At 42.8% G+C, this 22204-nt stretch carries 20 protein-coding genes and 1 other RNA gene; 5 read left to right on the forward strand and 16 right to left on the reverse strand.

Annotation, left to right across the window (positions count from 1 at the left end; all coding sequences use genetic code 11):
• The first annotated feature begins 90 nt into the window (after positions 1 to 90).
• Positions 91 to 708 carry a regulatory protein RecX gene (locus ACP7BU_RS00935; RefSeq protein ID WP_425878241.1) on the forward strand — a complete coding sequence of 206 codons (618 nt, stop codon included), beginning with the start codon at positions 91 to 93 and terminating at the stop codon, positions 706 to 708.
• 212 nt (positions 709 to 920) lie between these two features.
• Here ACP7BU_RS00935 and ffs read toward each other — a convergent pair.
• An RNA gene (ffs, locus tag ACP7BU_RS00940) (signal recognition particle sRNA small type) lies at positions 921 to 1017 on the reverse strand.
• A gap of 294 nt (positions 1018 to 1311) precedes the next feature.
• Here ffs and ACP7BU_RS00945 point away from each other — a divergent pair.
• Positions 1312 to 2109: a YbgF trimerization domain-containing protein gene (locus ACP7BU_RS00945; protein ID WP_425878239.1), complete on the forward strand. Its 798-nt coding sequence runs from the start codon at positions 1312 to 1314 to the stop codon at positions 2107 to 2109.
• Between the two features lie 64 nt (positions 2110 to 2173).
• Here ACP7BU_RS00945 and lpxA read toward each other — a convergent pair whose 3' ends face one another.
• From lpxA to rimO, 12 genes are all read right to left on the reverse strand, one after another.
• Entirely contained in the window at positions 2174 to 2962 is a 789-nt protein-coding gene (gene lpxA / locus ACP7BU_RS00950; protein WP_004279876.1) for an acyl-ACP--UDP-N-acetylglucosamine O-acyltransferase, read from the reverse strand.
• Positions 2959 to 3444 (reverse strand): 3-hydroxyacyl-ACP dehydratase FabZ, encoded by a 486-nt coding sequence (gene fabZ / locus ACP7BU_RS00955; protein WP_425878583.1) that lies wholly within the window; start codon positions 3442 to 3444, stop codon positions 2959 to 2961. Before fabZ ends, lpxA begins: the two co-directional genes overlap by 4 nt.
• Before the next feature lie 5 nt (positions 3445 to 3449).
• Positions 3450 to 4520, reverse strand: coding sequence for a UDP-3-O-(3-hydroxymyristoyl)glucosamine N-acyltransferase (gene lpxD, locus ACP7BU_RS00960; protein WP_425878236.1), 1071 nt, complete (start codon positions 4518 to 4520; stop codon positions 3450 to 3452).
• Positions 4521 to 4523: 3 nt separating this feature from the next.
• Complete coding sequence (locus tag ACP7BU_RS00965) at positions 4524 to 5021, reverse strand: OmpH family outer membrane protein (protein ID WP_191112430.1); 498 nt, start codon at positions 5019 to 5021, stop codon at positions 4524 to 4526.
• An 80-nt stretch (positions 5022 to 5101) separates the two neighbouring features.
• On the reverse strand, positions 5102 to 7606 hold the full coding sequence (gene bamA, locus ACP7BU_RS00970) for an outer membrane protein assembly factor BamA (protein WP_311203472.1): 2505 nt from the start codon (positions 7604 to 7606) through the stop codon (positions 5102 to 5104).
• A gap of 39 nt (positions 7607 to 7645) precedes the next feature.
• Positions 7646 to 9001, reverse strand: a complete 1356-nt coding sequence (rseP, locus tag ACP7BU_RS00975; protein WP_425878233.1) for an RIP metalloprotease RseP — start codon at positions 8999 to 9001, stop codon at positions 7646 to 7648.
• A 3-nt stretch (positions 9002 to 9004) separates the two neighbouring features.
• Positions 9005 to 10201 carry a 1-deoxy-D-xylulose-5-phosphate reductoisomerase gene (gene ispC / locus ACP7BU_RS00980; RefSeq protein WP_425878231.1) on the reverse strand — a complete coding sequence of 399 codons (1197 nt, stop codon included), beginning with the start codon at positions 10199 to 10201 and terminating at the stop codon, positions 9005 to 9007.
• Complete coding sequence (locus tag ACP7BU_RS00985) at positions 10202 to 11026, reverse strand: phosphatidate cytidylyltransferase (protein WP_004646715.1); 825 nt, start codon at positions 11024 to 11026, stop codon at positions 10202 to 10204.
• A 3-nt stretch (positions 11027 to 11029) separates the two neighbouring features.
• On the reverse strand, positions 11030 to 11782 hold the full coding sequence (gene uppS / locus ACP7BU_RS00990) for a polyprenyl diphosphate synthase (RefSeq protein WP_004646714.1): 753 nt from the start codon (positions 11780 to 11782) through the stop codon (positions 11030 to 11032).
• A 7-nt stretch (positions 11783 to 11789) separates the two neighbouring features.
• Entirely contained in the window at positions 11790 to 12344 is a 555-nt protein-coding gene (gene frr / locus ACP7BU_RS00995; RefSeq protein WP_004279885.1) for a ribosome recycling factor, read from the reverse strand.
• A gap of 80 nt (positions 12345 to 12424) precedes the next feature.
• Complete coding sequence (gene pyrH, locus ACP7BU_RS01000) at positions 12425 to 13153, reverse strand: UMP kinase (RefSeq protein WP_004279886.1); 729 nt, start codon at positions 13151 to 13153, stop codon at positions 12425 to 12427.
• A gap of 46 nt (positions 13154 to 13199) precedes the next feature.
• Positions 13200 to 14543 (reverse strand): 30S ribosomal protein S12 methylthiotransferase RimO, encoded by a 1344-nt coding sequence (gene rimO / locus ACP7BU_RS01005; RefSeq protein WP_004646712.1) that lies wholly within the window; start codon positions 14541 to 14543, stop codon positions 13200 to 13202.
• A 341-nt stretch (positions 14544 to 14884) separates the two neighbouring features.
• Between rimO and glnL the strand changes: the two genes are divergently transcribed.
• Positions 14885 to 15994 carry a nitrogen regulation protein NR(II) gene (gene glnL / locus ACP7BU_RS01010; protein WP_004646711.1) on the forward strand — a complete coding sequence of 370 codons (1110 nt, stop codon included), beginning with the start codon at positions 14885 to 14887 and terminating at the stop codon, positions 15992 to 15994.
• Complete coding sequence (gene glnG / locus ACP7BU_RS01015) at positions 15981 to 17456, forward strand: nitrogen regulation protein NR(I) (protein WP_004646710.1); 1476 nt, start codon at positions 15981 to 15983, stop codon at positions 17454 to 17456. The genes glnL and glnG overlap by 14 nt, the downstream gene beginning before the upstream one ends.
• Positions 17457 to 17505: 49 nt before the next feature.
• Here the strand turns inward: glnG and ACP7BU_RS01020 are convergent, their stop codons facing one another.
• The 3 genes from ACP7BU_RS01020 to mnmG form a co-directional block, all read right to left on the reverse strand.
• Positions 17506 to 17832 carry a hypothetical protein gene (locus ACP7BU_RS01020; protein WP_004279890.1) on the reverse strand — a complete coding sequence of 109 codons (327 nt, stop codon included), beginning with the start codon at positions 17830 to 17832 and terminating at the stop codon, positions 17506 to 17508.
• A gap of 132 nt (positions 17833 to 17964) precedes the next feature.
• Positions 17965 to 19167 (reverse strand): 3-(3-hydroxy-phenyl)propionate transporter MhpT, encoded by a 1203-nt coding sequence (gene mhpT / locus ACP7BU_RS01025; protein ID WP_313564220.1) that lies wholly within the window; start codon positions 19165 to 19167, stop codon positions 17965 to 17967.
• Between the two features lie 314 nt (positions 19168 to 19481).
• Positions 19482 to 21362 carry a tRNA uridine-5-carboxymethylaminomethyl(34) synthesis enzyme MnmG gene (gene mnmG / locus ACP7BU_RS01030; RefSeq protein ID WP_004279892.1) on the reverse strand — a complete coding sequence of 627 codons (1881 nt, stop codon included), beginning with the start codon at positions 21360 to 21362 and terminating at the stop codon, positions 19482 to 19484.
• A 254-nt stretch (positions 21363 to 21616) separates the two neighbouring features.
• Here mnmG and ACP7BU_RS01035 point away from each other — a divergent pair, with 254 nt between their 5' ends.
• The gene (locus ACP7BU_RS01035) at positions 21617 to 22084 is read left to right on the forward strand and encodes a hypothetical protein (RefSeq protein ID WP_114540771.1); all 468 of its coding nucleotides are present in this window, start codon (positions 21617 to 21619) and stop codon (positions 22082 to 22084) included.
• Positions 22085 to 22204 lie beyond the last annotated feature (120 nt).

The raw sequence follows: 22204 nt of genomic DNA on the forward strand, positions 1-22204 counted from the left end.
CTTATTAGATGCATCATCTTTAAACGTCAATACACAGCGCCCTCCGGGGCGTTTTGTTATTATATAGGGAATCTAAAATCCGAGAGAATCATGTCAGACGCGAAATTCAGCAAACTGCTCGATTATGAAACTTTAAAACAGCAATTTGGTGATACTGAAGATCAAGCTCAACCTGCAAAAAGTGCGATCCAAGACGCTCCTGAATTTGATCCTGAAGAACGTTTGTTTTCCTCTACCCCAACTCAGGATGAGAAGAAACCGGGACTGACAAGCTCACGCTTACGTTCTTATGCCTTTGCGGTAATGACGCGCAAGGAATATTCCAAAGCCGAACTGATAGAGAAATTAGCACTCTATGCAGAACATCGTGATGAAGTCATTAACTTAGTGGAAGAACTGTCTCGTGAGAACTATCAAAGTGATCAGCGCGTGGCGGAAACCATGTTGTCGAGTCAAAAGCGTAAAGGCAAAGGCCCCAATCAAATTAAAATGAAACTCAAGAGCAAAAAGATTGATATTGCTCTGATTTCAGAAGAACTCAAAGAAACCGACTGGGTTCAACAAGCCTATGAACTAAAAGTCAAAAAATATGGGACTGAGGTCAGTGAAGACCTGAAGCTCAAAGCCAAACAGATCCGTTTTCTAATGTATCGTGGTTTTGAAATGGATGCGATTATCAAGGCGATTAACCGTAAAGCAGAAGATTAATTCTTATCTTCTTTGAAAGTCTTAATGCACGTATAAGTATATTGGTTATTTATCCAATATTAGCTGCAAAATAAAGCACGACATAAAATAATAATGATCTGAATCATTAAAATAATAAGATAGTGCTGTTTGATGACATTGAAAAAGGAATGATATTTGAGAATAGAAAACTGCGAATTCGCATTGTTATTATAATAAGAATATGGTGGCAACCCTACCAGCAAAGCTCCGGCACATCATAGTTCTATTACCGTTGCTACCTTCCGGTCCTGGCGGGGTTCATAGAGTACAATTGCGAAGTAACCAGCAGGGCTACCATTACAAAAACAGAGTATAGAGATTTTTAATCAAGTTGCAAGCCTTGTTCCGCAAAATAATCCCTCAAGCTATCCGTTTGATTATTTTAAAAACAATATTGATATTTCTGCTGATTTTTAAGGGATCTTCACAATCAATCCATCAACACTCAGATTCACATGATCTTTGTAAAACCTTGTTGCATTTTCTAAAAATGCCGTTTTTAATGTGTGCAATGTATATGAATGATCTACTTTGAAAAGATGAGCAGCGGATCCGCATCTCACAAAGAATTATGGAAATTTTATGATGTTTAAAAAGACCGTATTGTGTGCAGTGACAGCACTCTTTACCACGCCTCTATTTGCCAATATTCCGATTGAATCGCGTGGCTTGAGTCAAGCTACGAATCAAACCACAGTAAATACCCCAGCAGCAATTGCGGCTGGTGCAACTCCAGCAGTTCAAACCAATACCAGCTGGCAAATCATGCAAAAGAACCAGCAACTCGAAAATGACCTGCGGATTTTGCGCGGTAAAATGGAAGAACAGGAAAATGAGATTGAACGGCTCAAGAATGAACTGACCAATCGTTATGCCGATCTTGATCAGCGCCTTGAACTATTGCAACAAAAAATTGAACCTGCTGAGGACAATCCAACGGAGGAAAACCCACAGGATACTGCACCCAGCCTAAGCGAAAATAAGGTTAATACAGCAAGCAGCGGACAGCAACCTGCTGAGCTGGAAAAAGCAGCTTATACCGTGGCTTTAGATGCTTATAAAAATGGCGGTGCAGCCAAAGCCATTGCACCGATGCAAAACTTTATTAAAAACAATCCGAATAGCGCTTATATCAGCAATGCCTATTTCTGGTTAGCGGAATTCAATCTGGCGATTGACCCGCCAAAATTTACTGAAGCGAAACGTAATTATCTGATTGTCGTTGACCGTTACCCAAATTCTGCGAAAGCCTCCACTGCCCTGTATCAGCTTTATAACATCAGCAAAGATGTTGAAAAGAATACTACGCTTGCATCGCAATACAAAACAAAGCTATTGAAGAATTATCCGAAAGCTGAGGAAATTAAATTTCTTAAGTAAAATAGAAGTTCCCAAAATAAAAAAGACACCTTAAATAAGGTGTCTTTTTTATTATCTTAAACTTTTAGCGCACAATACCGCGCTTCGACTGTTCAAGAGAATCAATGAGACGCTGTACTTCAGCCACTTCCGGCAAAATTCCTGTACGGATCTGCTCGATTGCTTCCTGAGTTGTTAAACCTGATTTATAAATCAGTTTAAAGGCATCACGTAAACCGCTAATCACTGTCTTTGACCAGCCTTTACGACGCATACCTTCAATATTCATGGCAAATGCATGCGCAGGATTACCTGAAACCATTACATAGGCCGGTACATCTTTCAGAATCAGTGATGCCCCACCAATCATGCTATAAGAATCAATCTTACAGAACTGATGAATGCCCGAGTTTCCGCCAATGACGACGTAGTCCCCGACATGGACATGTCCAGCCACACCGACGTTATTAGCAAAGATATTATAATCTCCGACCATACAGTCATGTGCAATATGCGTATTCACCATGAGCAGGTTATGACTACCGATCTTGGTCAGGCTCTGGTCCTGAACCGTGCCACGATGCAGACTGCAATGCTCACGAATCTTGTTGTGATCGCCAATCTCAAGCCAGGTTTCTTCACCGGCATACTTAAGATCCTGACACACCTCACCTACACTGGCGAACTGGAAAATTTCATTATATTCACCTATACGCGTATAGCCACCCACCACCACGTGTGAATGAAGTTTGCTACCCGCACCAATAGTGACATTTGGCCCGATAATACAATATGGGCCAATTTCTACATCAGCAGCAATGACTGCTGATGGGTCAATAATGGCAGTTGGATGAATAAGGGGATTATTGCTCATGCCTGCTCGACTTTTTGATGCGAAACCATAATTTCCGCGGTTGTTGCGACGACGCCATCTACAGTGGCAATACAATTATATTTGTAAATGCCCCGCTTTTGCATCACTAATTCAGATTTTAAAACCAATTGGTCACCTGCAACCACCTGTTTTTTAAATCTAACTTTTTCCGCACCGGCAAACAGGAACAAAGAACCTTCACTTGGTACTTCGTTATTCATCACAAAACCCAGAATTCCAGAGATTTGTGCCAGTGCCTCAACAATCAGTACACCTGGCATAATTGGATAATTCGGAAAATGGCCTTGTAAAAACTCTTCATTAATTGAGACGTTTTTATAACCAACAATGCCATTCTCGGTAATCTCGACTACGCGATCAACCAATAAAAATGGATAGCGATGGGGCAAATATTCACGAATCTTTTGAATATTCATTGGCAATTCAGGCTTCGTGAATGTAGGCAAATTCGACTCTGTCATCATAATTATTTACGCAACTTAAATGTTGATTCAATGGACTCAATCTGAGATTGCATATGATCTAGTCGTTTGATCACCTGGGTCAATGGCACATCTGCTAATTGTCTGAGGCGAACCACGGTACGTTTCCATTTCTGGTTTTCAAACAGACCAATCCCGGATGAATATTTTCCAGCTTCAGAAATATTATTTGTCACCATTGACATTCCGGTCAACGTCACATTATCGGCAATATTCAAGTGTCCAGAAATCGCAGAGGCACCACCAATGATACAGTTTTTGCCAATTGAAACACTTCCTGCAACGGCAGTTTTTGCAGCAATCGCGGTATGTGCACCAATTTTAACGTTATGCGCGATTTGCACAAGATTATCAATAATAACACCCTGTTGCAAAATCGTATCATCCAGTGCACCACAGTCTACGCTACAATTTGACCCAATACGCACATCATCCTCAATGCGTACAGAACCTAATTGCGCAATACGGTGCCATTTACCTTGATAAGGTGCAAAACCAAACCCTTCGCTGCCAATCACGCTATTAGCATGAATACGCACCCGATTACCAATTTTTGCTGCGCCGGTGAGGGTCACATGTGAGTCAATAAAACAGTCCTGACCGATCTCGACATCATCATCGATCTGCACATGCGCCTGAACAATCGTATTCGCACCCACGACACAATGCTCACCAATCACCACATAATGACCAATATAAGCATCGTCCGCGATCATTGCCGACGGGTGAATTTGAGCAGTACTTTCAATGCCGCGCTGGCGATGTTTTCTCTCAAAGACATGCGTCAAAATCGCAAAAGCCAGATAGGGATTTGCCACAACAATAAAGTTTTGATGTGAAGTTATCTGTTGTTTTAGTTCAGCCGTGACAATTAAAGCACCTGCCTGACTTTGATTGGCCTGCTCTACATATTTATCGGCATTCACAAATGCAAGATCTTGTGAGGTTGCCTGTTCAAGACTGGCCAAAGCACTCAAACGTAAATCTGTCTGACCTATGCACTCGCCCTGAACCAGGCGAGCGAGATCAGCTAACTGAAGCTTTTGATGATTCATTGATTATTTAATTGCATTAACCTTTTGAATCATTTTATCAGTTAAATCATATTTAGCATCATAAGCAAGTGCTGAATTTTTATTTAAAACTACATCCAGGTTGTTTTCTCTACGCAATTGTTCAGCAATTTGCTTCACACGTGCATCAAATACAATTCGGATCTGCTGAATCGAGCTTTGAACATTAGTCTGTACAGACTGTTGTAACTGATTCAATTCTTGCAACTTAGCCTGATATTCCGCAGACATTTTCTGTTTTTCAGTCTCACTGAGCTTAGTGTTGGATTGAGCACGTTGCTGCAAAGCTTCCAGCTCTTTGCTGAGTTGTTCAATTTTAGTGGTTTGTGGCTGAATTTTTTGCTGAAATATCGTGTTTTGTTGTTTTAGATAGGTACTACCTTCAACCACACGCTCCAAGTCAATTACCCCCATGCTAGCCGCTTGAGTCAAAGGAGCAACACTTGCCAAAGCCAGGCTCATTGCCATAATCATTTTTTTCATATTCTTACTCATTCAAAAAAATTTGCTCACAAAACCTGCAGGCTTTATGAGCAAAATTTAGTTTCTAGGTCAAAACGATTTTAGAAAGTACGTCCAATTTCGAACTGGATGTTTTTAGTATCATCACCGTCTTTTTTATTCAACGGATAAGCATAGCTGAGAGACAATGGGCCAATCATGGTGATCCAGGTGAAACCTGCACCCACGCTATAGCGCATATTATCTGCATCGAAACCGAAGTTATCTTTACAGTACTGCTTTCCATTTACCGAAGTGCCATTAACGAAAATATTTTCATTTGATACATCACACTGGGTATCAAACACTTGCGCACCTTCAGCAAAGATGACTGGACGAACCTGACGTGCCCAATCCCCTTTGAATGGTACCGGAAGTACTAGTTCGGTACCGAATTGAACTAGTGCATTACCACCTACCTCTTCAGGAGATGGATCAGTTTGGCTAATATCAGAGAAATATACACCCGGATATTTAGGCCCCAATGTACTGTTTTCATAACCACGAACTGAGCCAAAACCACCGGCATAGAAATTCTTGTAGAATGGTAGGTCATTACCATAACCCAACTTACCATAACCGCGCAGAACAAAATCCTTGCCTAATGGGAAGAATGCCTGAGCATCATAAGTGACTTTCTGATATTCGACATCACTGCCTGGCAATGCAATTTCACCATTGATTCGATGTGACATACCATTTGTAGGGAACATTGGGCGGTTTAAAGTATTATATGACCAACCTAAGTTCAGGTTATAGGTAAAAAACTCACCTTTAAATTCTTGACCATAGGTGGTTGTATTAACTGGATTACCATTTTCATCAACACAATTACCTGTCAGTGTCTCAATTTGAGCCGGGCAATATTCACCGCTTCGTGTCTCTTTACCACCATTGCGTTCTAGATAATCCGCAACATAAGTAGAAACATAAGGCCCAGTGGTTACATCAGTCTGATCAATATTCAGGCCTAGGCTAACACTTTGGTTTTCGTCAATTGGATAACCAAAGTTAATCCCACCACCAAAACTGTCCGTTACATAGTTGTTGACGTTATAGTCATCATCCAGCTTGGTTTTACGGTAGTACATGTTATAGCCGCGACGCACACCATCAATGGTGAAGTATGGGTCCATCACACTCAAGTTATAGTAATCTTGCGTTTCAGAACGCGACAAATCGATTGAAACACTATTACCTGTACCCAGGAAGTTAGTCTGGCTTAAACCTGCCTGGAAAGTTACACCACCGCTTTGCGAGAAACCAACTGCAAGAGTACTGGTCCCTGAATGCTGCTCTTCAACGGCAACATTCAAGTCCACCTGATCTGGCGCACCCGGAATACGTGCAGGTTTGATATCGACAGTTTTAAAGAACCCGGTACGTTCCAGACGGACCTTAGACAAGTCAATTTTTTCATTACTGGCAAGCGCACCTTCCATTTGGCGCATTTCACGACGTAATACTTCATCTGCAGTTTTCGTATTACCAGTGAAATTAATACGTCGCACCGTGACTTGCTGACCCGGATTAATATAATAATTTAGATCAACCAGTTTGGTTTCGTTGTTAATTTGAGGAACAATATTGACTTCTGCATAGTAATAACCTGCATTACCATACTTACGCTGCAATAACTGCTTAACCGCGTTGACTTTTTCCTGCGAATAAATTTCGCCTTCTTTGAAAATTTGTAAAGCCTGTAATTCTTCAGTCTTATAAAGCGCGTCACCTAAATATTTGGTTTGACCAAATTTAAATTGCTCACCTTCATCCACAGATACTTCGATGAAGACATTCTTTTTATCTTCACTCAAGTTCAGACTGGAATTGGTAATATTAAAGTTGATGTAACCGCGATTCAGATACATGGCACGCAAAGCTTCAAGACTTGCCGCCATCTTTTCACGTGCATAACGGTCATTACGCGAAATGACTGAACTCCAGCCACTTTCTTTTACTGCAAAGGCCTGCTTGATATCAGATTCTTTAAATACGGTATTCCCGATAATATTGATATCAAAAACTTTGGCCGCTTTACCTTCAATAAAATCAATTAGCAATTCAACACGGTTATTTGGTCGAGGCGTCGTGGTGACCGTAATATCGGCATCATAACGACCTTGCTGCATGTATTGCTGTTCAAGTTCAGTTTCAATAGTTTGCAGCGCTGATTTTTTCAGAACTTCACCTTCAGCCAGACCCATTTTTTTCAGGCCTTCCTCAAGTGCTTCCTTAGGAATCAACTTATTGCCTTTCAATTCGATTTTTGAAATGACCGGGCGTTCAACCACTTGGAAAACCAAGGTATTGCCCTGCTGAACGGCTTTAATGTCATCAAACAGGCCTGATGCATACATGCTACGAATTGCATTGGCAATGATTGGATCATTGACCCGATCACCACTGTTAATTGGCACTAGGCCATACACATTGTCAGGAGTTAAACGTACTAATCCATCAAATTTTATATCTTGTACAATGAATTCATCTGCTGCATATACTTGTTGTGCTACTGCCATTGCACTAACGAGTGCCAGAGGCATAAATAAATGTGTGTGCTGCATGCCAGTCTTTTCCGCTGTTAATTTATTCCATTTACGTTGTTATAAACGCATAAAATCATTAAATAATGCCAGAAGCATCATACTGCCGAGCAGTACCATACCAATTTTTAACCCAACCAATTGTATTTGTTCGGAAACAGGTTTACCACGAATTAATTCAACAAAATAGTAAACCAGATGTCCGCCATCAAGCATTGGAATAGGCAGTAGATTTAATATTCCTAAACTTACACTCATTAGCGCCATAAAGGAAATAAAAGTTTCCCAGCCCATTTCTGCGCTTTGTCCTGCCACTTTGGCAATAGTAATTGGACCTGATAAATTATCCAGGCCAATCAGACCACGTACCATTTTGACAATCGAGTTCAGAATCATCGAAGATAAATGTGCTGTTTTATCAAATGCCATTACCAGTGCTTCGCCTGGCGAGTAATGAATGGTCTGTTTATATTCTGCAGGAATGTTCAGTTTACCCGGATCGCTTTGTACGCCCAGCATACCAGTCACATTGCCCATATTGTCACGTTTACCTTGTGGCATGACTTCCAGCTGAACCACCTGATTTTCGCGTAGTACATCCATTTTGAGTAATTTTTCTGGAGATGCCTGTACCACCTGCACCACATCAAACCAGTCTTTCATCTGAACGCCGTCAATGGCCAGAATCTTGTCGCCTTCTTTCAAACCTTGACGGATGGCTGCACCATCTTCACTCAGTTTGCTGATCACTGCCGGAATTTCTGGCCGATAAGGCAAGAAACCCAGGCTTTCTAGTGGCGATTGACTTTGATCTTTTAAATAGTTTTGAATCGGCAACTGGAACAATTTGTTTTCACCAGCGCGATCTGCCTGAATAGAAACCACACCAGTTTCACCAACACGATCCACCAAGACATAACTGAGTTTTTCCCAGGTTTCCACCTGAGTACCATCCACAGCTACAATTTTGTCGCCCGGCTGCATTTGTACGGTTGCAGCAGGCGTATTTGGTAAAATTTTGCCTACACGGGTATTGAGCTGTTCTTGTGCCGGTAAAAATAACACCCAGAATAGAAGAACTGCAAAAATCAGGTTGATTAATGGTCCCGCTGCCACGATGGCGATTCGTTTCCACGGATGCTGACGATTGAAGGCTTTGGGTAAGTCCTCTTCAGAGACATTACCTTCGCGTTCATCCAGCATCTTGACGTAGCCACCCAAAGGCAAGGCAGACAATTGATACTGAATTCCGGATTTTTTCGAGGTCCATTTTAATAATGTTGGCCCAAATCCAATGGAATAGACCAATACTTTAACGCCCAGTTTACGCGCCACAATATAGTGACCGAACTCGTGAATCGCAATTAAGGGACCGAGTAAGAGAATTGCTGCGGCAATCATAAACAAGGCATTCATATCTTAACTTCCTTTACTCACAACGTATTGCTGTGATAAACCTCGTGCCATTTGATCTGCTTGCAAGATAGCCTCCAGATCATGTGCAGGTTGATTGTCCATCTGATTTAGGACATGCTCAACTACCTGAGGAATTTGGGTAAATCTGATCTGTTGATTTAAAAATGCAGCAACTGCAATTTCATTGGCCGCATTTAAAATCGTAGGTGCAATTCCGCCACTCTGCATGGCCTGACGGGCCAGTTTTAATGCAGGGAAACGGAGCATATCCGGTTCTTGAAAATTAAGTTGTGAATGCATAAACAGATCCAGTGGCGCCACATGCGTACTAATACGCTCAGGCCATGCCAAAGCATGTGCAATAGGCGTGCCCATATCTGGATTACCCATTTGTGCCAAAGTCGAACCATCAACGTATTGAACCATGGAGTGAATAATACTCTGTGGATGCACAACAACTGTAACAAATTGTTCTTGAACTGCAAACAAATGGCAGGCTTCGATCAATTCTAAACCTTTATTCATCAAGGTAGCAGAATCGACTGAAATTTTTTGACCCATGGACCAGTTAGGATGCTTGCAAGCTTGGGCAGGTGTGACCTCTTCAAGTTGCTGTATGCTGTGGTTCAGAAACGGCCCACCCGACGCGGTCAGCAGAATCTGGGATACACCCAGTTTGGGCTTGCCATGACGCTCTGCCTCAAAATAATGCGGTGGCAGACATTGGAAAATCGCGTTATGTTCGGAGTCAACGGGAAGCAATAAGGCACCATGATCGCGCGCTGCCTGCATCATGATGTCACCTGACATCACCAAGGCTTCTTTATTGGCCAGCAGTACGCGTTTACCCGCTTTCACTGCAGCCAATGTCGGCAACAAGCCTGCAGCACCGACAATTGCCGCCATAACGATATCAACATCCGCGTGTTCAGCCACAGCGATTAAACCGGCTTCATCTTGCAGAATTTCAATATCAGATAAATGGTGTTGCTGAAGTAGTTTTGAAAGTTCATCTACTTTTTCAGCCGGCACCACCACCACTTTAGGACAGTATTGCCGGCAAATTTCAACCAGCTCCTCGATACGACTTTGCGCGGTCACAGCAAAAACCGAGTATGCTTCAGGATGTCGCTGCAAGATTTTTAAAGTACTTTGACCAATGGAACCTGTAGCACCCAGTATACAAACTGCTTGTGACATTTATAAATCTACACCAATAAGTTTTAAAACAGCCATACCTGCTGCAAAGATTGGAGCTGCAGCAAGCAAAGAATCAATACGATCCAGTACTCCGCCATGTCCTGGCAAAATTCGACCTGAATCCTTAATACCGGCACGACGTTTGATCATGGATTCAAACAGGTCACCCAGTACCGAACTAAATACTGTAACGACAGATAGAATCAGAAATAAAATCAGTTCTGGCCAGGTCATATCCAGATAAAGCAAGGCAACTGCCGTCACGATCAGCATTGAAGTAACGATACCGCCATACAGCCCTTCTACGGATTTATTAGGACTAACATTCGGCGCCAGCTTTTTCTTGCCAAATTTACGACCCACAAAATATGCACCACTATCTGCGCCCCATACCAGTAAAAACAGGTACATCAGCCACCACGGTGAACTTTGCCAGACAGAGAAAATTGCAGTAACCGCAGCAGAGATCAGAACTACGCCGATTCCGTGCAGGCTGGCGTTGTACCAGCCATCATATTCAGGATAGGTTTTAACCCAGTAAATGCTGAGCAACCAGGTAATTATAGAAGCCACCCATAACAATAAGGCAACTTCGGCAAAATACAATGCCAAAGCTGAAAGTGCTGCAGTGAGCACTCCATATCCCCAAGCAACAGGTTTGATGACATATTTAAATTTTCGCGGCATGAGTTTGAACCACTCATAACCGGCCACCCCAGCAGCAAGAACCATCAATACAAACATTGGATAATGTGATTCAGTAGCAAACATACAGCTCAGTACAACTGCTACCAACACCAATGCGGTTATAATCCGCTCAAACATGTATTAATTCTCAAGTTTTTCCTGATGAATCTGTTCTGATGTTTTACCAAAACGACGTTCACGCCCGCCAAATACGGCAAGTGCATCATCAAGTTCTTCAACGGTAAATTCTGGCCATAGCGTCTCAGTGAAATACAGCTCTGCATAGGCTGCCTGCCACAACAGGAAATTCGACAGACGGAAGTCCCCACCCGTACGAATCAGCAGATCAACTGCAGGTAAATCACCAAGGCTGACATATTGACCAAATACATCAGTATTAATTGCATCAAGATCTAATTTATTTGTTAAAACATCGCTGGCAATTCGCTGTGCAGCTTGTGCCATATCCCACATACCACCATAACTGATTGCAATAGTGAGTGTCATACTATTGAAATTAGCAGTCCTTTCTTCGGCATGCAACATAAGCCCCTGTAATTCTGGGGACAAACGGCTGCGATCACCGATAAAACGTAAGGCAATATTGAATTTTTCCATGCGGGGTAATTGTTCATGAATGGTGTCTACCAGCAATTTCATGAGCAATTCAACTTCGAACTGTGGACGATTCCAGTTCTCACTGGAAAAGGCAAATACAGTTAAAGCCTGGATATTTCTTTTTTTACAGTGTTCAACAATCGGATCTAGAACCGTTTTTCCTTCCCGGTGTCCATCACCTTTCTGCATCTGATTTTTTTTGGCAAAACGATTGTTGCCATCCATGATGATGGCAACATGTTTCGGAAGACGGGGATTTTCTTCAGCAACGGTCATCGATGAATTAGACCTTCATCAATTCAGCTTCTTTCGCAGCCAAGCGCTTGTCAACTTCAGCAACAAATTTGTCAGTAATTTTCTGGATTTCGTCAGCAGCACGACGCTCTTCGTCTTCAGAAATTTCTTTTTCTTTCAACAAAGCCTTGATATCGCCCAATACATCACGACGGATGTTACGGATCGCTACTTTGGCATTTTCTGCTTCATTACGCGCAACTTTTTGCATGTCACGACGCGTTTCTTCAGTCAACGCAGCCATCGGTACACGAATCGCATCTGCTGTAATTGGGTTCAGACCCAAGTCAGATTCACGAATCGCTTTATCAATTGCAGAAACCATTGAACGTTCGAAAGGCTGGATTAACAAAGTACGTGAATCTTCAACACCTACGTTTGCCACCTGGTTCAATGGAACGTCTGAACCATAGTAAGAAACCATCACGTTATTTAAAATTGATGGATGCGCACGACCGGTACGAACTTTTGCAAAACCATGCTCTAGAGATTCTAGAGTTTTGTTCATACGGTCTTCGCTGTCTTTTTTAAGATCGTTAATCATATGATCTTCCTTACTTAATTCTTGAAAAGAGGTTATTACTAAATTAGCGTGTAGTATAAAGTGCTTTGGTGCTCACGTCATTAATTGGTAACGTGAGTCCCTTCTTTTTCACCCATCACAACGGAAAGCAATGCGCCAGATTTATTCATATCGAATACTTGTAGCGGCACATTGTGATCACGACATAAACAGATTGCAGTTAAGTCCATCACACCCAGCTTTTCGTCCAGAACTTGGTCAAAAGTCAATGTGTCATATTTAACCGCATCATCATATTTGCTTGGATCTTTATTATATACGCCATCAACTTTGGTCGCTTTCAAGATCAAGTCTGATTCGATTTCAATACCACGTAAACAGGCAGCTGTATCTGTCGTAAAGAACGGATTACCTGTACCTGCCACGAATACACACACTTCACCCTGAGTCAGGTGACGGATTGCATCACGGCTTGAGTAAGACTCAACCACGGCACCAATTGGCAATGCAGACATTAAACGGGTTTTAATATTACGGCGCACCAAAGCGTCGCGAAGTGCCAAACCGTTCATGACTGTTGCTAGCATACCCATCTGGTCGCCAGTTACACGACCAACTAGACCATCTTTTTGTAGCTGGCTACCGCGATACAGGTTACCACCACCCACAACAATACCTACTTGTACGCCTAAACCCACGAGGTGCGCAATAGAAAGTGACATCTGATCGAGCACTTGTGCATCGATCCCCATGTCTTTATTGCCTGCCAGCGCTTCACCAGAAAGCTTTAACAGGATGCGACCAAAGCGTGGCTTTTTAGAATCCAACATCATCAAACTCCAAAGTATTCAATTTAAATTTTTTTAATTCAAAATCTTAAGCAGACTTGACTGAAATGAGTTTTGCATACAGATCGTATTCATCTGCATCAGTAATTTCGACTTCAAGTAAATCCCCCGCCTTGATGACGCTTTTATCGATATCTTCAACAAAAACATTACCATCAATTTCAGGTGCATCTGCATAAGAACGCGCAACCGCTACCGGGAATTCATCTTCCAGGTCATCTACCAGCACAGTCATGGTCTGACCGATACGTTTTTGGAGTTTGGCTGCCGAGATTTCTTGCTGAACCTGCATGAAACGCTCATAACGCTCTTGTTTAATTTCTTCAGGAACGTGATCTGGCAAATCATTTGCTGTCGCACCTTCAACTGGCGAATAGGTAAAACATCCCACACGATCCAGCTGGGCTTCTTTCAGCCAGTCCAGTAACATCTGGAAGTCTTCTTCAGTTTCACCCGGGAAGCCCACCACAAATGTTGAACGCAACACCAGATCAGGACATTTCTCGCGCCAGATTTTCAAACGCTCCAGTGTATTTTCACTGTGCGCAGGGCGTTTCATCAGTTTGAGAATTTTTGGACTCGCGTGCTGGAATGGAATATCCAGATAAGGCAGGATTTTACCTTGTGCCATCAGGTCAATCACAGCATCCACATGCGGATACGGGTAAACATAGTGCAAACGCACCCAGATTCCCAACTGACCTAATGCTTCACACATGTCATAGAATTTGGTTTTAACCGGCTGGCCATTCCAGAAATCTAGCTTGTATTTCGTGTCCAGGCCATAAGCAGAAGTATCCTGGGAGATGACGAGTACTTCTTTTACACCGGCACGTTTCAGCGCTGCAGCTTCATCAAGCACAGAACCGACTGGACGTGAAACCAGATCGCCACGCATGCTTGGAATAATACAGAAGGTACAACGATGGTTGCAGCCTTCAGATATTTTCAGATAAGCATAGTGTTTTGGCGTCAGGCGGATGCCTTGCTCTGGAACCAGATCAATAAATGGATTGTGTTTTGGCGGCTCAGGTACGTATTGATGAACCGCATCCATAACTTCTTTATATGCCGCTGCACCTGTCACTTTCAGGACATTGGGATGCATTTGGCGAATCTTGTCTTCGTCTTTACCTAGACAACCTGTTACGATCACGCGACCATTCGCGCTCATCGCCTCACCAATCGCATCGAGCGATTCTTGCACTGCGGATTCAATGAAACCACAGGTATTTACTACAACTAAATCAGCACCGTCATAATCCGAAGCGACGTCATAACCTTCAGTCTTTAACTGGGTTAAAATACGTTCAGAATCTACCAATGCCTTAGGACAACCTAAAGATACAAAACCGACTTTGGGGGACTTCATGAATTTTCGCTCTACTAGAATGCGCGTATTGTATGTCTTTTCGCATCATAAAAATAGTTGAAAACCTGACTCTTTGCATCATGCACTAAAATATTGCCATAAAATATTCAACATACCCACTCATGCACCAAAATGAATCATTTTAGATTTACAGCCTCAATTTAATCCGCTATATCTAAGATGAATTGTGTTGCTCTGTCACATTTCTGCATTTCATCGCAATAAATAATCTCTCGTCATAAAAGTTGGCGTGCATCTTGCATCAAATCAGAACTTAAAATTGATTAAATTGCTTTATGAAGATGCCATTGCGCCATTTTAATACAGGAACAAACCCGCGAATGGATCAAATTATTCCGATCGACTATCGTGCTTTAGTGGACAATATGACCACGTGTATCTTATTGATAGACCGCGATCTTAATATTTATTATCTGAATTCTGCCTGTGAAGCCTTATTTGATGTGAGCTTATTCCGCGCGAGCGGCACATCCGTGCTCAATATTTTGCAAAACCCGACAGATGAGTTCAATACCGAAGAAGCCCTGAATAATACTTTAACTACGGGACAGCCTTATACACGCCGCGAAGCCACTATTCTGGTCAACTTTAAAGACATTCATGTTGACTACACTGTTTCTCAGCTAAATCTGGGCAAACCTTATCATCCGCTACTGCTCATCGAACTCAATCCTCGCGATCGCATGTTAAAAATTTCACGCGAAGAAAATCTGCTGCAACAGCATCAGGTAGCGCGTCAGCTGATTCGCGGTGTCGCGCATGAAATCAAAAATCCACTCGGTGGCATTCGTGGCGCGACTCAATTACTGGCACGTAGTTTGAATGATCCACAATACAAAGAATTTACCGACATTATCATTAGCGAAGTGGATCGACTGAGAAATCTGGCCGATACCATGCTCGGCTCACGCCAGCTTCCGAGCTATGAACTGGTCAATGTCCATGAACCATTGGAACGTGTACGTTCACTGATTGCCAACCAGACCAAAAAGAAAATCAAGATTATCCGGGATTACGACTTGTCCTTACCGGAAGTTCTGGCAGACCGTGACCAATTGATTCAGGTCATTTTGAATATTTGCGCCAATGCCGTACAGGCCATGACCGAAAACAAGGAATTCTTTGTCGAACATCAACCGGAACTGATTTTAAGAACCCGGATCCAGCGTCTTTTTACTATTAACGGGGTGATTCACCGCTCTGTGGTACGGATTGATATTGAAGACAATGGCCCAGGTGTGCCGGAAGAGATTATCGAATCGGTGTTTTATCCGCTGGTCACCAGCCGTGCCAAAGGGACCGGACTGGGCCTCAGTATTGCTCAGAATATTATTCATCAGCACAACGGCATGATCGAGTGTCAGTCCGTGGCTGGAAAAACCGTCTTTAGCTTATATTTACCTTGGGAGTCAAATCATGTCGCGAAATAAAATATGGGTGATTGATGACGATCGCGCCATGCGCTGGGTACTGGAAAAGACCTTTAAAGAAGAAGGCCTGGATGTGACCAGTTTTGAAGAAGCACAATCTGCACTGGATCAATTGAGTCTGGAAGCACCTGATGTGATTCTGACCGACATCCGTATGCCAGGAATTGATGGTCTTACTTTCCTGGGCAAAGTCAAACACAATTATCCTGACCTACCTGTCATTATTATGACGGCGCATTCAGACTTAGAGTCGGCTGTTTCCAGCTATCAAACTGGTGCTTTTGAATATCTGCCTAAGCCTTTTGATATTGATGAAGCATTGGCACTGGTAAATCGTGCGATTTTACATATCACCAAGCTACAGCAACAAGAATCGGCAAAAGCGGCTCCACCGATTCAATCTACCGAAATTATTGGTGAATCGCCTGCCATGCAGGAAGTGTTTCGTGCCATTGGCCGTTTATCACAATCGCATATTACCGTGTTGATTAATGGTGAGTCTGGTACAGGTAAAGAACTGGTAGCGCATGCCCTGCATCGTCATTCACCACGCAGTTCAAAACCTTTTATTGCCCTCAATATGGCGGCGATTCCAAAAGACCTGATCGAAACTGAACTGTTCGGCCATGAGAAAGGTGCATTTACCGGTGCTAACACCCAACGTCAGGGTCGTTTTGAACAGGCCAATGGCGGCACGCTGTTTTTAGATGAAATTGGCGATATGCCATTTGAAACCCAGACCCGTTTATTGCGTGTACTAGCCGATGGTGAATTTTACCGTGTTGGCGGTCATATTCCCGTTAAGGTCGATGTGCGTATCGTGGCAGCGACACATCAGGATCTGGAAAAACTGGTTCATGATGGTCGTTTCCGTGAAGACTTGTATCATCGACTGAATGTAATTCGTATTCATATTCCAAAACTGGCACATCGCAGTGAAGATATTCCGATGCTGGCGCAGCATTTTCTGGCGCGTGCCGGAAAGGAACTTGGGGTCAATCCAAAGATTCTGCGTCCTGAAACTCAGGAATATATGCAAAAATTGCCATGGCAAGGTAACGTGCGTCAACTTGAAAATACCTGTCGCTGGCTGACTGTCATGATCACAGGTCGTGAAGTCTATCCTGAAGACTTGCCACCTGAGCTGAAACAGATTCCAATTCATCAGCAGGATCCGGGTGCGCCAATTCCAACGCTGAACCAGATCGCACCGCATCACTGGGATGAATTGCTGGGTCAATGGGCGATGCAGAAACTCAAAAATGGTGAAATGAAACTTCTGGATGTTGCGACGCCAATGTTTGAACGCACCTTGATCAATGCAGCCTTGCAACAAACCCGTGGCCGTAAACGTCATGCCGCAGAACTTTTAGGTTGGGGTCGCAACACTTTAACGCGCAAGCTTAAAGAATTGGGCATGGATACTACGGATGATGAAATCGAAGAAGAAATAGAAAGTTAATCTTTCCATATAAAAAAGCGCCGATTGGCGCTTTTTTATTGATGATGATTTATGCAGTAAAACCCACATAGCGGAAATACCCATCTATGCCCAGATCAGACTTATATATCAGATAATTTGAATAAGTCGCTTGGGTGATTTCATCCAGCATATTCACCTGATCATCATTGGCATGCAGATCATCTACAGAACGCGGCATGCTGTGCTCGAATTCATCCGTCATATATTCAAAGCCAATATCCATGGCAATAAACAGGGTATGTTCACAAGGTTGCACATACTGCTCTTCTGCCCAATCAATCACGTTGTGCTGACAATGTGGACAGGCAATATTATCAGTGGCCTGAATCGAGAGTGGAATAAGTTGATAAGCCATATAAAAATCAATCTGTTTACTATCCGTATATTTTAGCAAATTTTATGGACTGACTTTATTCAATTAAAAACCTCGACGATAAAAAAAGGAATCTTCAGATTCCCTTTTCTGTATTGAGATATCAATAATCTATTACTTATGAGTAGCCTTATAACGTGATAGTGCGGTGACAGCTACCGATACGACCACTGCTGGCAAACTTGCCACAAGAATGCCCGTCGTTCCCAAACCTAATGCCAGAATTTTTCCAGTTAATAATGGTCCAGTCATCGCTCCTAAACGCCCTAGAGAGATCGCACTCCCCACGCCTGTCACTTTGCCTGCGCCTGAATAAAAAATTGGTGAGATCCCATACAGAATAGATTGACCACCTGTAGAGAAAATACCACCCATGACTCCCGCCAAAATTAATAACGGAATAGAAGTTGTGGTGAATAACAATACCAAGGCAACAAACAAGCCACTATAAATGATGGTTGCCATTTGCCAGAGCTTTAAACGGTCCAGCAAATAACCCAGACTCAAGGTTCCAATGACAGCGCCCACCTGGAACACCAACATCACCAGAAATGCCTGTTGTTTCTGTAAACCTTGTTCCATAAGTAAATTTGGCAACCAGCTAATCAAAATATAATTGATCATCAAGGTAAAAAAGAACCCGACCCAAAGAGGTACTGTATTTTTATATTGGCGCTGCTTGAACAAAACTTCAGCCATGCCCGGTACAGCTTCGTCAGAGACCTGCACTTCCGCATTCACTTTAGACTTATCTTTAAGAATAAACGCCATCAATGGAATCAATACTAAAGGCGTTAATCCCCCAATCAGGAACAAGGTTTGCCATTGAATCTCTGGAAGCAACATGGCCAGACCGGCAACAAAGATCGCCCCTACCGGCAAACCACAATACATCAGACTATTTAGCTTGCCACGGTTGGCTTCCGTTGCTTCATCACCGACGACTGAAATCATGGTTGGCATTGCCGCACCTAAACCCAAACCAGTAAAGAAACGCGCTGCATATAAAACTTCGATGCTTGGCGCAATTGCAGTCAACGACATGAACAGACCAAAAATAGTCACAGAAAGCATTAGGACTTTCTTTTGTCCTAGATAATCTGCAATACGTCCGCCAAAGAATGCGCCAAACAGCATTCCAAAGACACCCAGACTAAATACATAGCCCATTTGGATTTGATCTAAACCAAAGCTTGCTGCAATTCCTTTCGCCGCAATCCCGGGAGCTTGAAGGTCAAAACCTTCAAAAAATGCGACCCAGAAACATAAGAATATCGTTAATATTTTTTGGGCTTTTCCGCTGTATGGCTGTGCCATGACTGATCTCCATCAATAATTCACAAACCGTTTGATAGTCTGACGATCCGTTGCATTATTCTTAACCTAATCTTGATAGAGAAATAGCACGACAATAGTCGGGTTTAAGCACATCAGCATGTGTAAATATCATCTAAATTAGACCTAAAAGATTGTATTTCTAGACTTAATACATCTTAATAATATTCATTATATATATTTATCAATAACTTAATTTAATAGTAGTTATTTTTAATTCAACGATAGTCAAAACTTATACAAAACTACAAGCCGATAAAAAGCCCGCTTAATGCGGGCTTTTTTAGCGCATAATCTTAAGCAGATTTCTTTGCTTGTGCATTCTTACGAATTGTAATCATCACCAGTTGAACTGCTGCAGGGGTTACACCTGGAATACGACTGGCTTGCGCCAATGTTTCAGGACGAACATCTTTCAGTTTCAGGGTAATTTCACGGGACAGACCTGACACGATGTCATAATCGAAATCCGCAGGAATACGGGTTTCTTCAAGACGTTTCATTTGTGCGACGTCTTCATGCTGACGATTAATATAACCCGCATATTTCACTGCAATTTCAATTTGCTCACCGACAAATGGTGATACTTCAGAATTGGTTAACTCTGCAATTTGAGCAAATGAAATGTTTGGACGTTTCAACAAATCAATCGCCGAACATTCTTTAGACAGGTCTGCACCGGTCATCTCAACGAATTTCTTGCCCATTGGGTTATTTGGTGCGGCCCACAAGTGTTGCAAACGGCCTGTTTCTTTTTCCACTGCTTCCATTTTCTCACAGTACACTGCCCAACGCGCGTCATCCACCAGACCCATTTCACGACCAATGGCTGTTAAACGCTGATCTGCGTTATCTTCACGCAGCATCAAACGGTATTCGGCACGTGAGGTGAACATACGGTATGGTTCTTTGGTACCTAATGTGATCAGGTCATCGACCAGAACACCCATGTATGCTTCATCACGTTTTGGCGTCCATTGCTCCTGATCCCAAGCACGGCGTGCAGCGTTCAAGCCTGCAAGCAAACCCTGCGCACCCGCTTCTTCATAACCGGTTGTGCCGTTGATTTGACCGGCGAAATACAAGTTATTAATTGCTTTGGTTTCAAGGGTAAATTTCAACGCTTGTGGGTTGAAGTAATCGTATTCAATGGCATAGCCCGGACGAAGAATGTGCGCATTTTCCATACCACGGATCGAGCGAACCAGTTCAAACTGAACGTCGAACGGTAAAGAAGTCGAAATACCATTTGGATAAAGCTCATGTGTATCCAAGCCTTCAGGCTCCAAGAAGACTTGGTGAGAATCTTTATCGGCAAAACGGTGAATCTTATCTTCAATCGATGGGCAATAACGTGGTCCAACACCTTCGATCACACCCGTGTACATCGGTGAACGGTCTAAACCGCCACGAATGATTTCATGCGTGCGTTCATTGGTATGCGTGATATAGCAATTTACCTGCTCAGGATGCATAGACACATCCCCCATGAATGACATGGTCGGAGATGGGAAATCACCCGGCTGTGGTGTCATCACAGAGAAATCCACTGAACGCGCGTCAATACGTGGTGGTGTACCTGTTTTTAAACGACCTACTGGCAAGTTTAATTCACGCAAACGATGTGCAAGTGAAATAGATGGCGGATCACCAGCACGACCACCGCTAGATTTCTCCAGACCAACGTGGATGACACCACCTAAGAATGTACCTGCTGTCAGCACCACAGTTTTCGCATCAAAACGGATACCCATTTGGGTAACCACACCTTTAACGGTATCGCCTTCAACAATCAGGTCATCTGCGGCTTGCTGAAAAATATCAAGGTTTGCTTGGTTTTCTAATGTTTCGCGAATAGCCGCTTTATAACGTACACGGTCCGCCTGCGCACGTGTTGCACGTACTGCAGCACCTTTACGCGAGTTCAAAATACGGAATTGAATACCGCCTTTATCGGCAGCCAGTGCCATCGCACCGCCCAAAGCATCAATTTCACGCACCAAATGCGATTTACCAATACCACCGATGGCCGGGTTACAGCTCATCTGCCCTAAAGTCTCAATGTTATGAGTTAAGAGTAAAGTCTGTCGACCCATACGCGCTGCAGCCAGAGCCGCTTCCGTACCGGCGTGACCGCCACCGATAACAATAACATCGTATACTTTAGGATAATGCATAGTGGTAATTGAGAGATAAAAAAGAATAGCTGAGCATTATAGCAAATTTCACTCTAAAGTAGACAAATTCAGTTGAATTTATCCTGAGATAAATCGCACTTAACTCGCATAACAATAAAGCACTGTAATTTAACTTTGCAGAGGAACTATATAAATTAAACATATAAGCTGAGAAATTTACTCGATTTGCATTGTTTAATCTGGCGCATTTTTTAATCTATATGTTGGTTACATTACAAACAAAGGTATAAAAGATGAATAAGAATATTTTCCTCTCAACCGTTCTATGTGGTTTATGTTTTGCGCCATTTGCTGCATCAGCGAATGATAAGGTCGAAACCATTTATAATGCACAAAAGTACCAACAGGTTTGTAAAGGCAAATCCCAAGGTGCACAAGTCAGTTTTGCCTATCGCGGCATTATCTGGAATGGTACCTGTGAGCCGCAGTTTTTCACTTCATCCAAAAATGCTTCAATCAAAGGCGATGAAGCCGAACTCATGAGTACCTGTAGCGGCAACAGTGGTGCGACTACTGCCACCATCAATGGTGCCGAAGTCAAAGGTAAATGTGCATTAGGCTTTATGCCACCACGCCCTCAGGGACAATCTCAGATGCAAAGCCAACCGATGCAGCCACATATGCAAAACCAGCCTATGCAGCATCAGATGAACCAGCCAGCACAGCCTGATTCACCAATGCAAGGCCAGCCAGGTATGTAGCCGATATATATCTAAATAGTTTAGATTTCAAGTAAAAGCTTTGACGGGCAAAGTGACTGCATTTTGCCCGTTTTTTATTGCTTATTTATTCATCTAGGCTAAACTGGAAATATACCTATA

The sequence above is a fragment of the Acinetobacter sp. 40AMC3-4 genome (assembly GCF_049898185.1).
In the GTDB taxonomy this organism is placed as follows: domain Bacteria; phylum Pseudomonadota; class Gammaproteobacteria; order Pseudomonadales; family Moraxellaceae; genus Acinetobacter.

What these genes read in the sequence shown, in the direction of transcription:
- pyrH (WP_004279886.1), bottom strand. Translation starts at nt 13,153, where the DNA reads ATGTTGGATTCTAAAAAGCCACGCTTTGGTCGCATCCTGTTAAAGCTT.
- ACP7BU_RS01035 (WP_114540771.1), top strand. Translation starts at nt 21,617, where the DNA reads ATGAATAAGAATATTTTCCTCTCAACCGTTCTATGTGGTTTATGTTTT.
- fabZ (WP_425878583.1), bottom strand. Translation starts at nt 3,444, where the DNA reads ATGACAGAGTCGAATTTGCCTACATTCACGAAGCCTGAATTGCCAATG.
- ACP7BU_RS00985 (WP_004646715.1), bottom strand. Translation starts at nt 11,026, where the DNA reads ATGTTTGAGCGGATTATAACCGCATTGGTGTTGGTAGCAGTTGTACTG.
- bamA (WP_311203472.1), bottom strand. Translation starts at nt 7,606, where the DNA reads ATGCAGCACACACATTTATTTATGCCTCTGGCACTCGTTAGTGCAATG.
- ACP7BU_RS00935 (WP_425878241.1), top strand. Translation starts at nt 91, where the DNA reads ATGTCAGACGCGAAATTCAGCAAACTGCTCGATTATGAAACTTTAAAA.
- glnG (WP_004646710.1), top strand. Translation starts at nt 15,981, where the DNA reads ATGTCGCGAAATAAAATATGGGTGATTGATGACGATCGCGCCATGCGC.
- lpxA (WP_004279876.1), bottom strand. Translation starts at nt 2,962, where the DNA reads ATGAGCAATAATCCCCTTATTCATCCAACTGCCATTATTGACCCATCA.
- ACP7BU_RS00965 (WP_191112430.1), bottom strand. Translation starts at nt 5,021, where the DNA reads ATGAAAAAAATGATTATGGCAATGAGCCTGGCTTTGGCAAGTGTTGCT.
- mnmG (WP_004279892.1), bottom strand. Translation starts at nt 21,362, where the DNA reads ATGCATTATCCTAAAGTATACGATGTTATTGTTATCGGTGGCGGTCAC.
- mhpT (WP_313564220.1), bottom strand. Translation starts at nt 19,167, where the DNA reads ATGGCACAGCCATACAGCGGAAAAGCCCAAAAAATATTAACGATATTC.
- ACP7BU_RS00945 (WP_425878239.1), top strand. Translation starts at nt 1,312, where the DNA reads ATGATGTTTAAAAAGACCGTATTGTGTGCAGTGACAGCACTCTTTACC.
- uppS (WP_004646714.1), bottom strand. Translation starts at nt 11,782, where the DNA reads ATGACCGTTGCTGAAGAAAATCCCCGTCTTCCGAAACATGTTGCCATC.
- rseP (WP_425878233.1), bottom strand. Translation starts at nt 9,001, where the DNA reads ATGAATGCCTTGTTTATGATTGCCGCAGCAATTCTCTTACTCGGTCCC.
- glnL (WP_004646711.1), top strand. Translation starts at nt 14,885, where the DNA reads ATGGATCAAATTATTCCGATCGACTATCGTGCTTTAGTGGACAATATG.
- rimO (WP_004646712.1), bottom strand. Translation starts at nt 14,543, where the DNA reads ATGAAGTCCCCCAAAGTCGGTTTTGTATCTTTAGGTTGTCCTAAGGCA.
- ACP7BU_RS01020 (WP_004279890.1), bottom strand. Translation starts at nt 17,832, where the DNA reads ATGGCTTATCAACTTATTCCACTCTCGATTCAGGCCACTGATAATATT.
- ispC (WP_425878231.1), bottom strand. Translation starts at nt 10,201, where the DNA reads ATGTCACAAGCAGTTTGTATACTGGGTGCTACAGGTTCCATTGGTCAA.
- lpxD (WP_425878236.1), bottom strand. Translation starts at nt 4,520, where the DNA reads ATGAATCATCAAAAGCTTCAGTTAGCTGATCTCGCTCGCCTGGTTCAG.
- frr (WP_004279885.1), bottom strand. Translation starts at nt 12,344, where the DNA reads ATGATTAACGATCTTAAAAAAGACAGCGAAGACCGTATGAACAAAACT.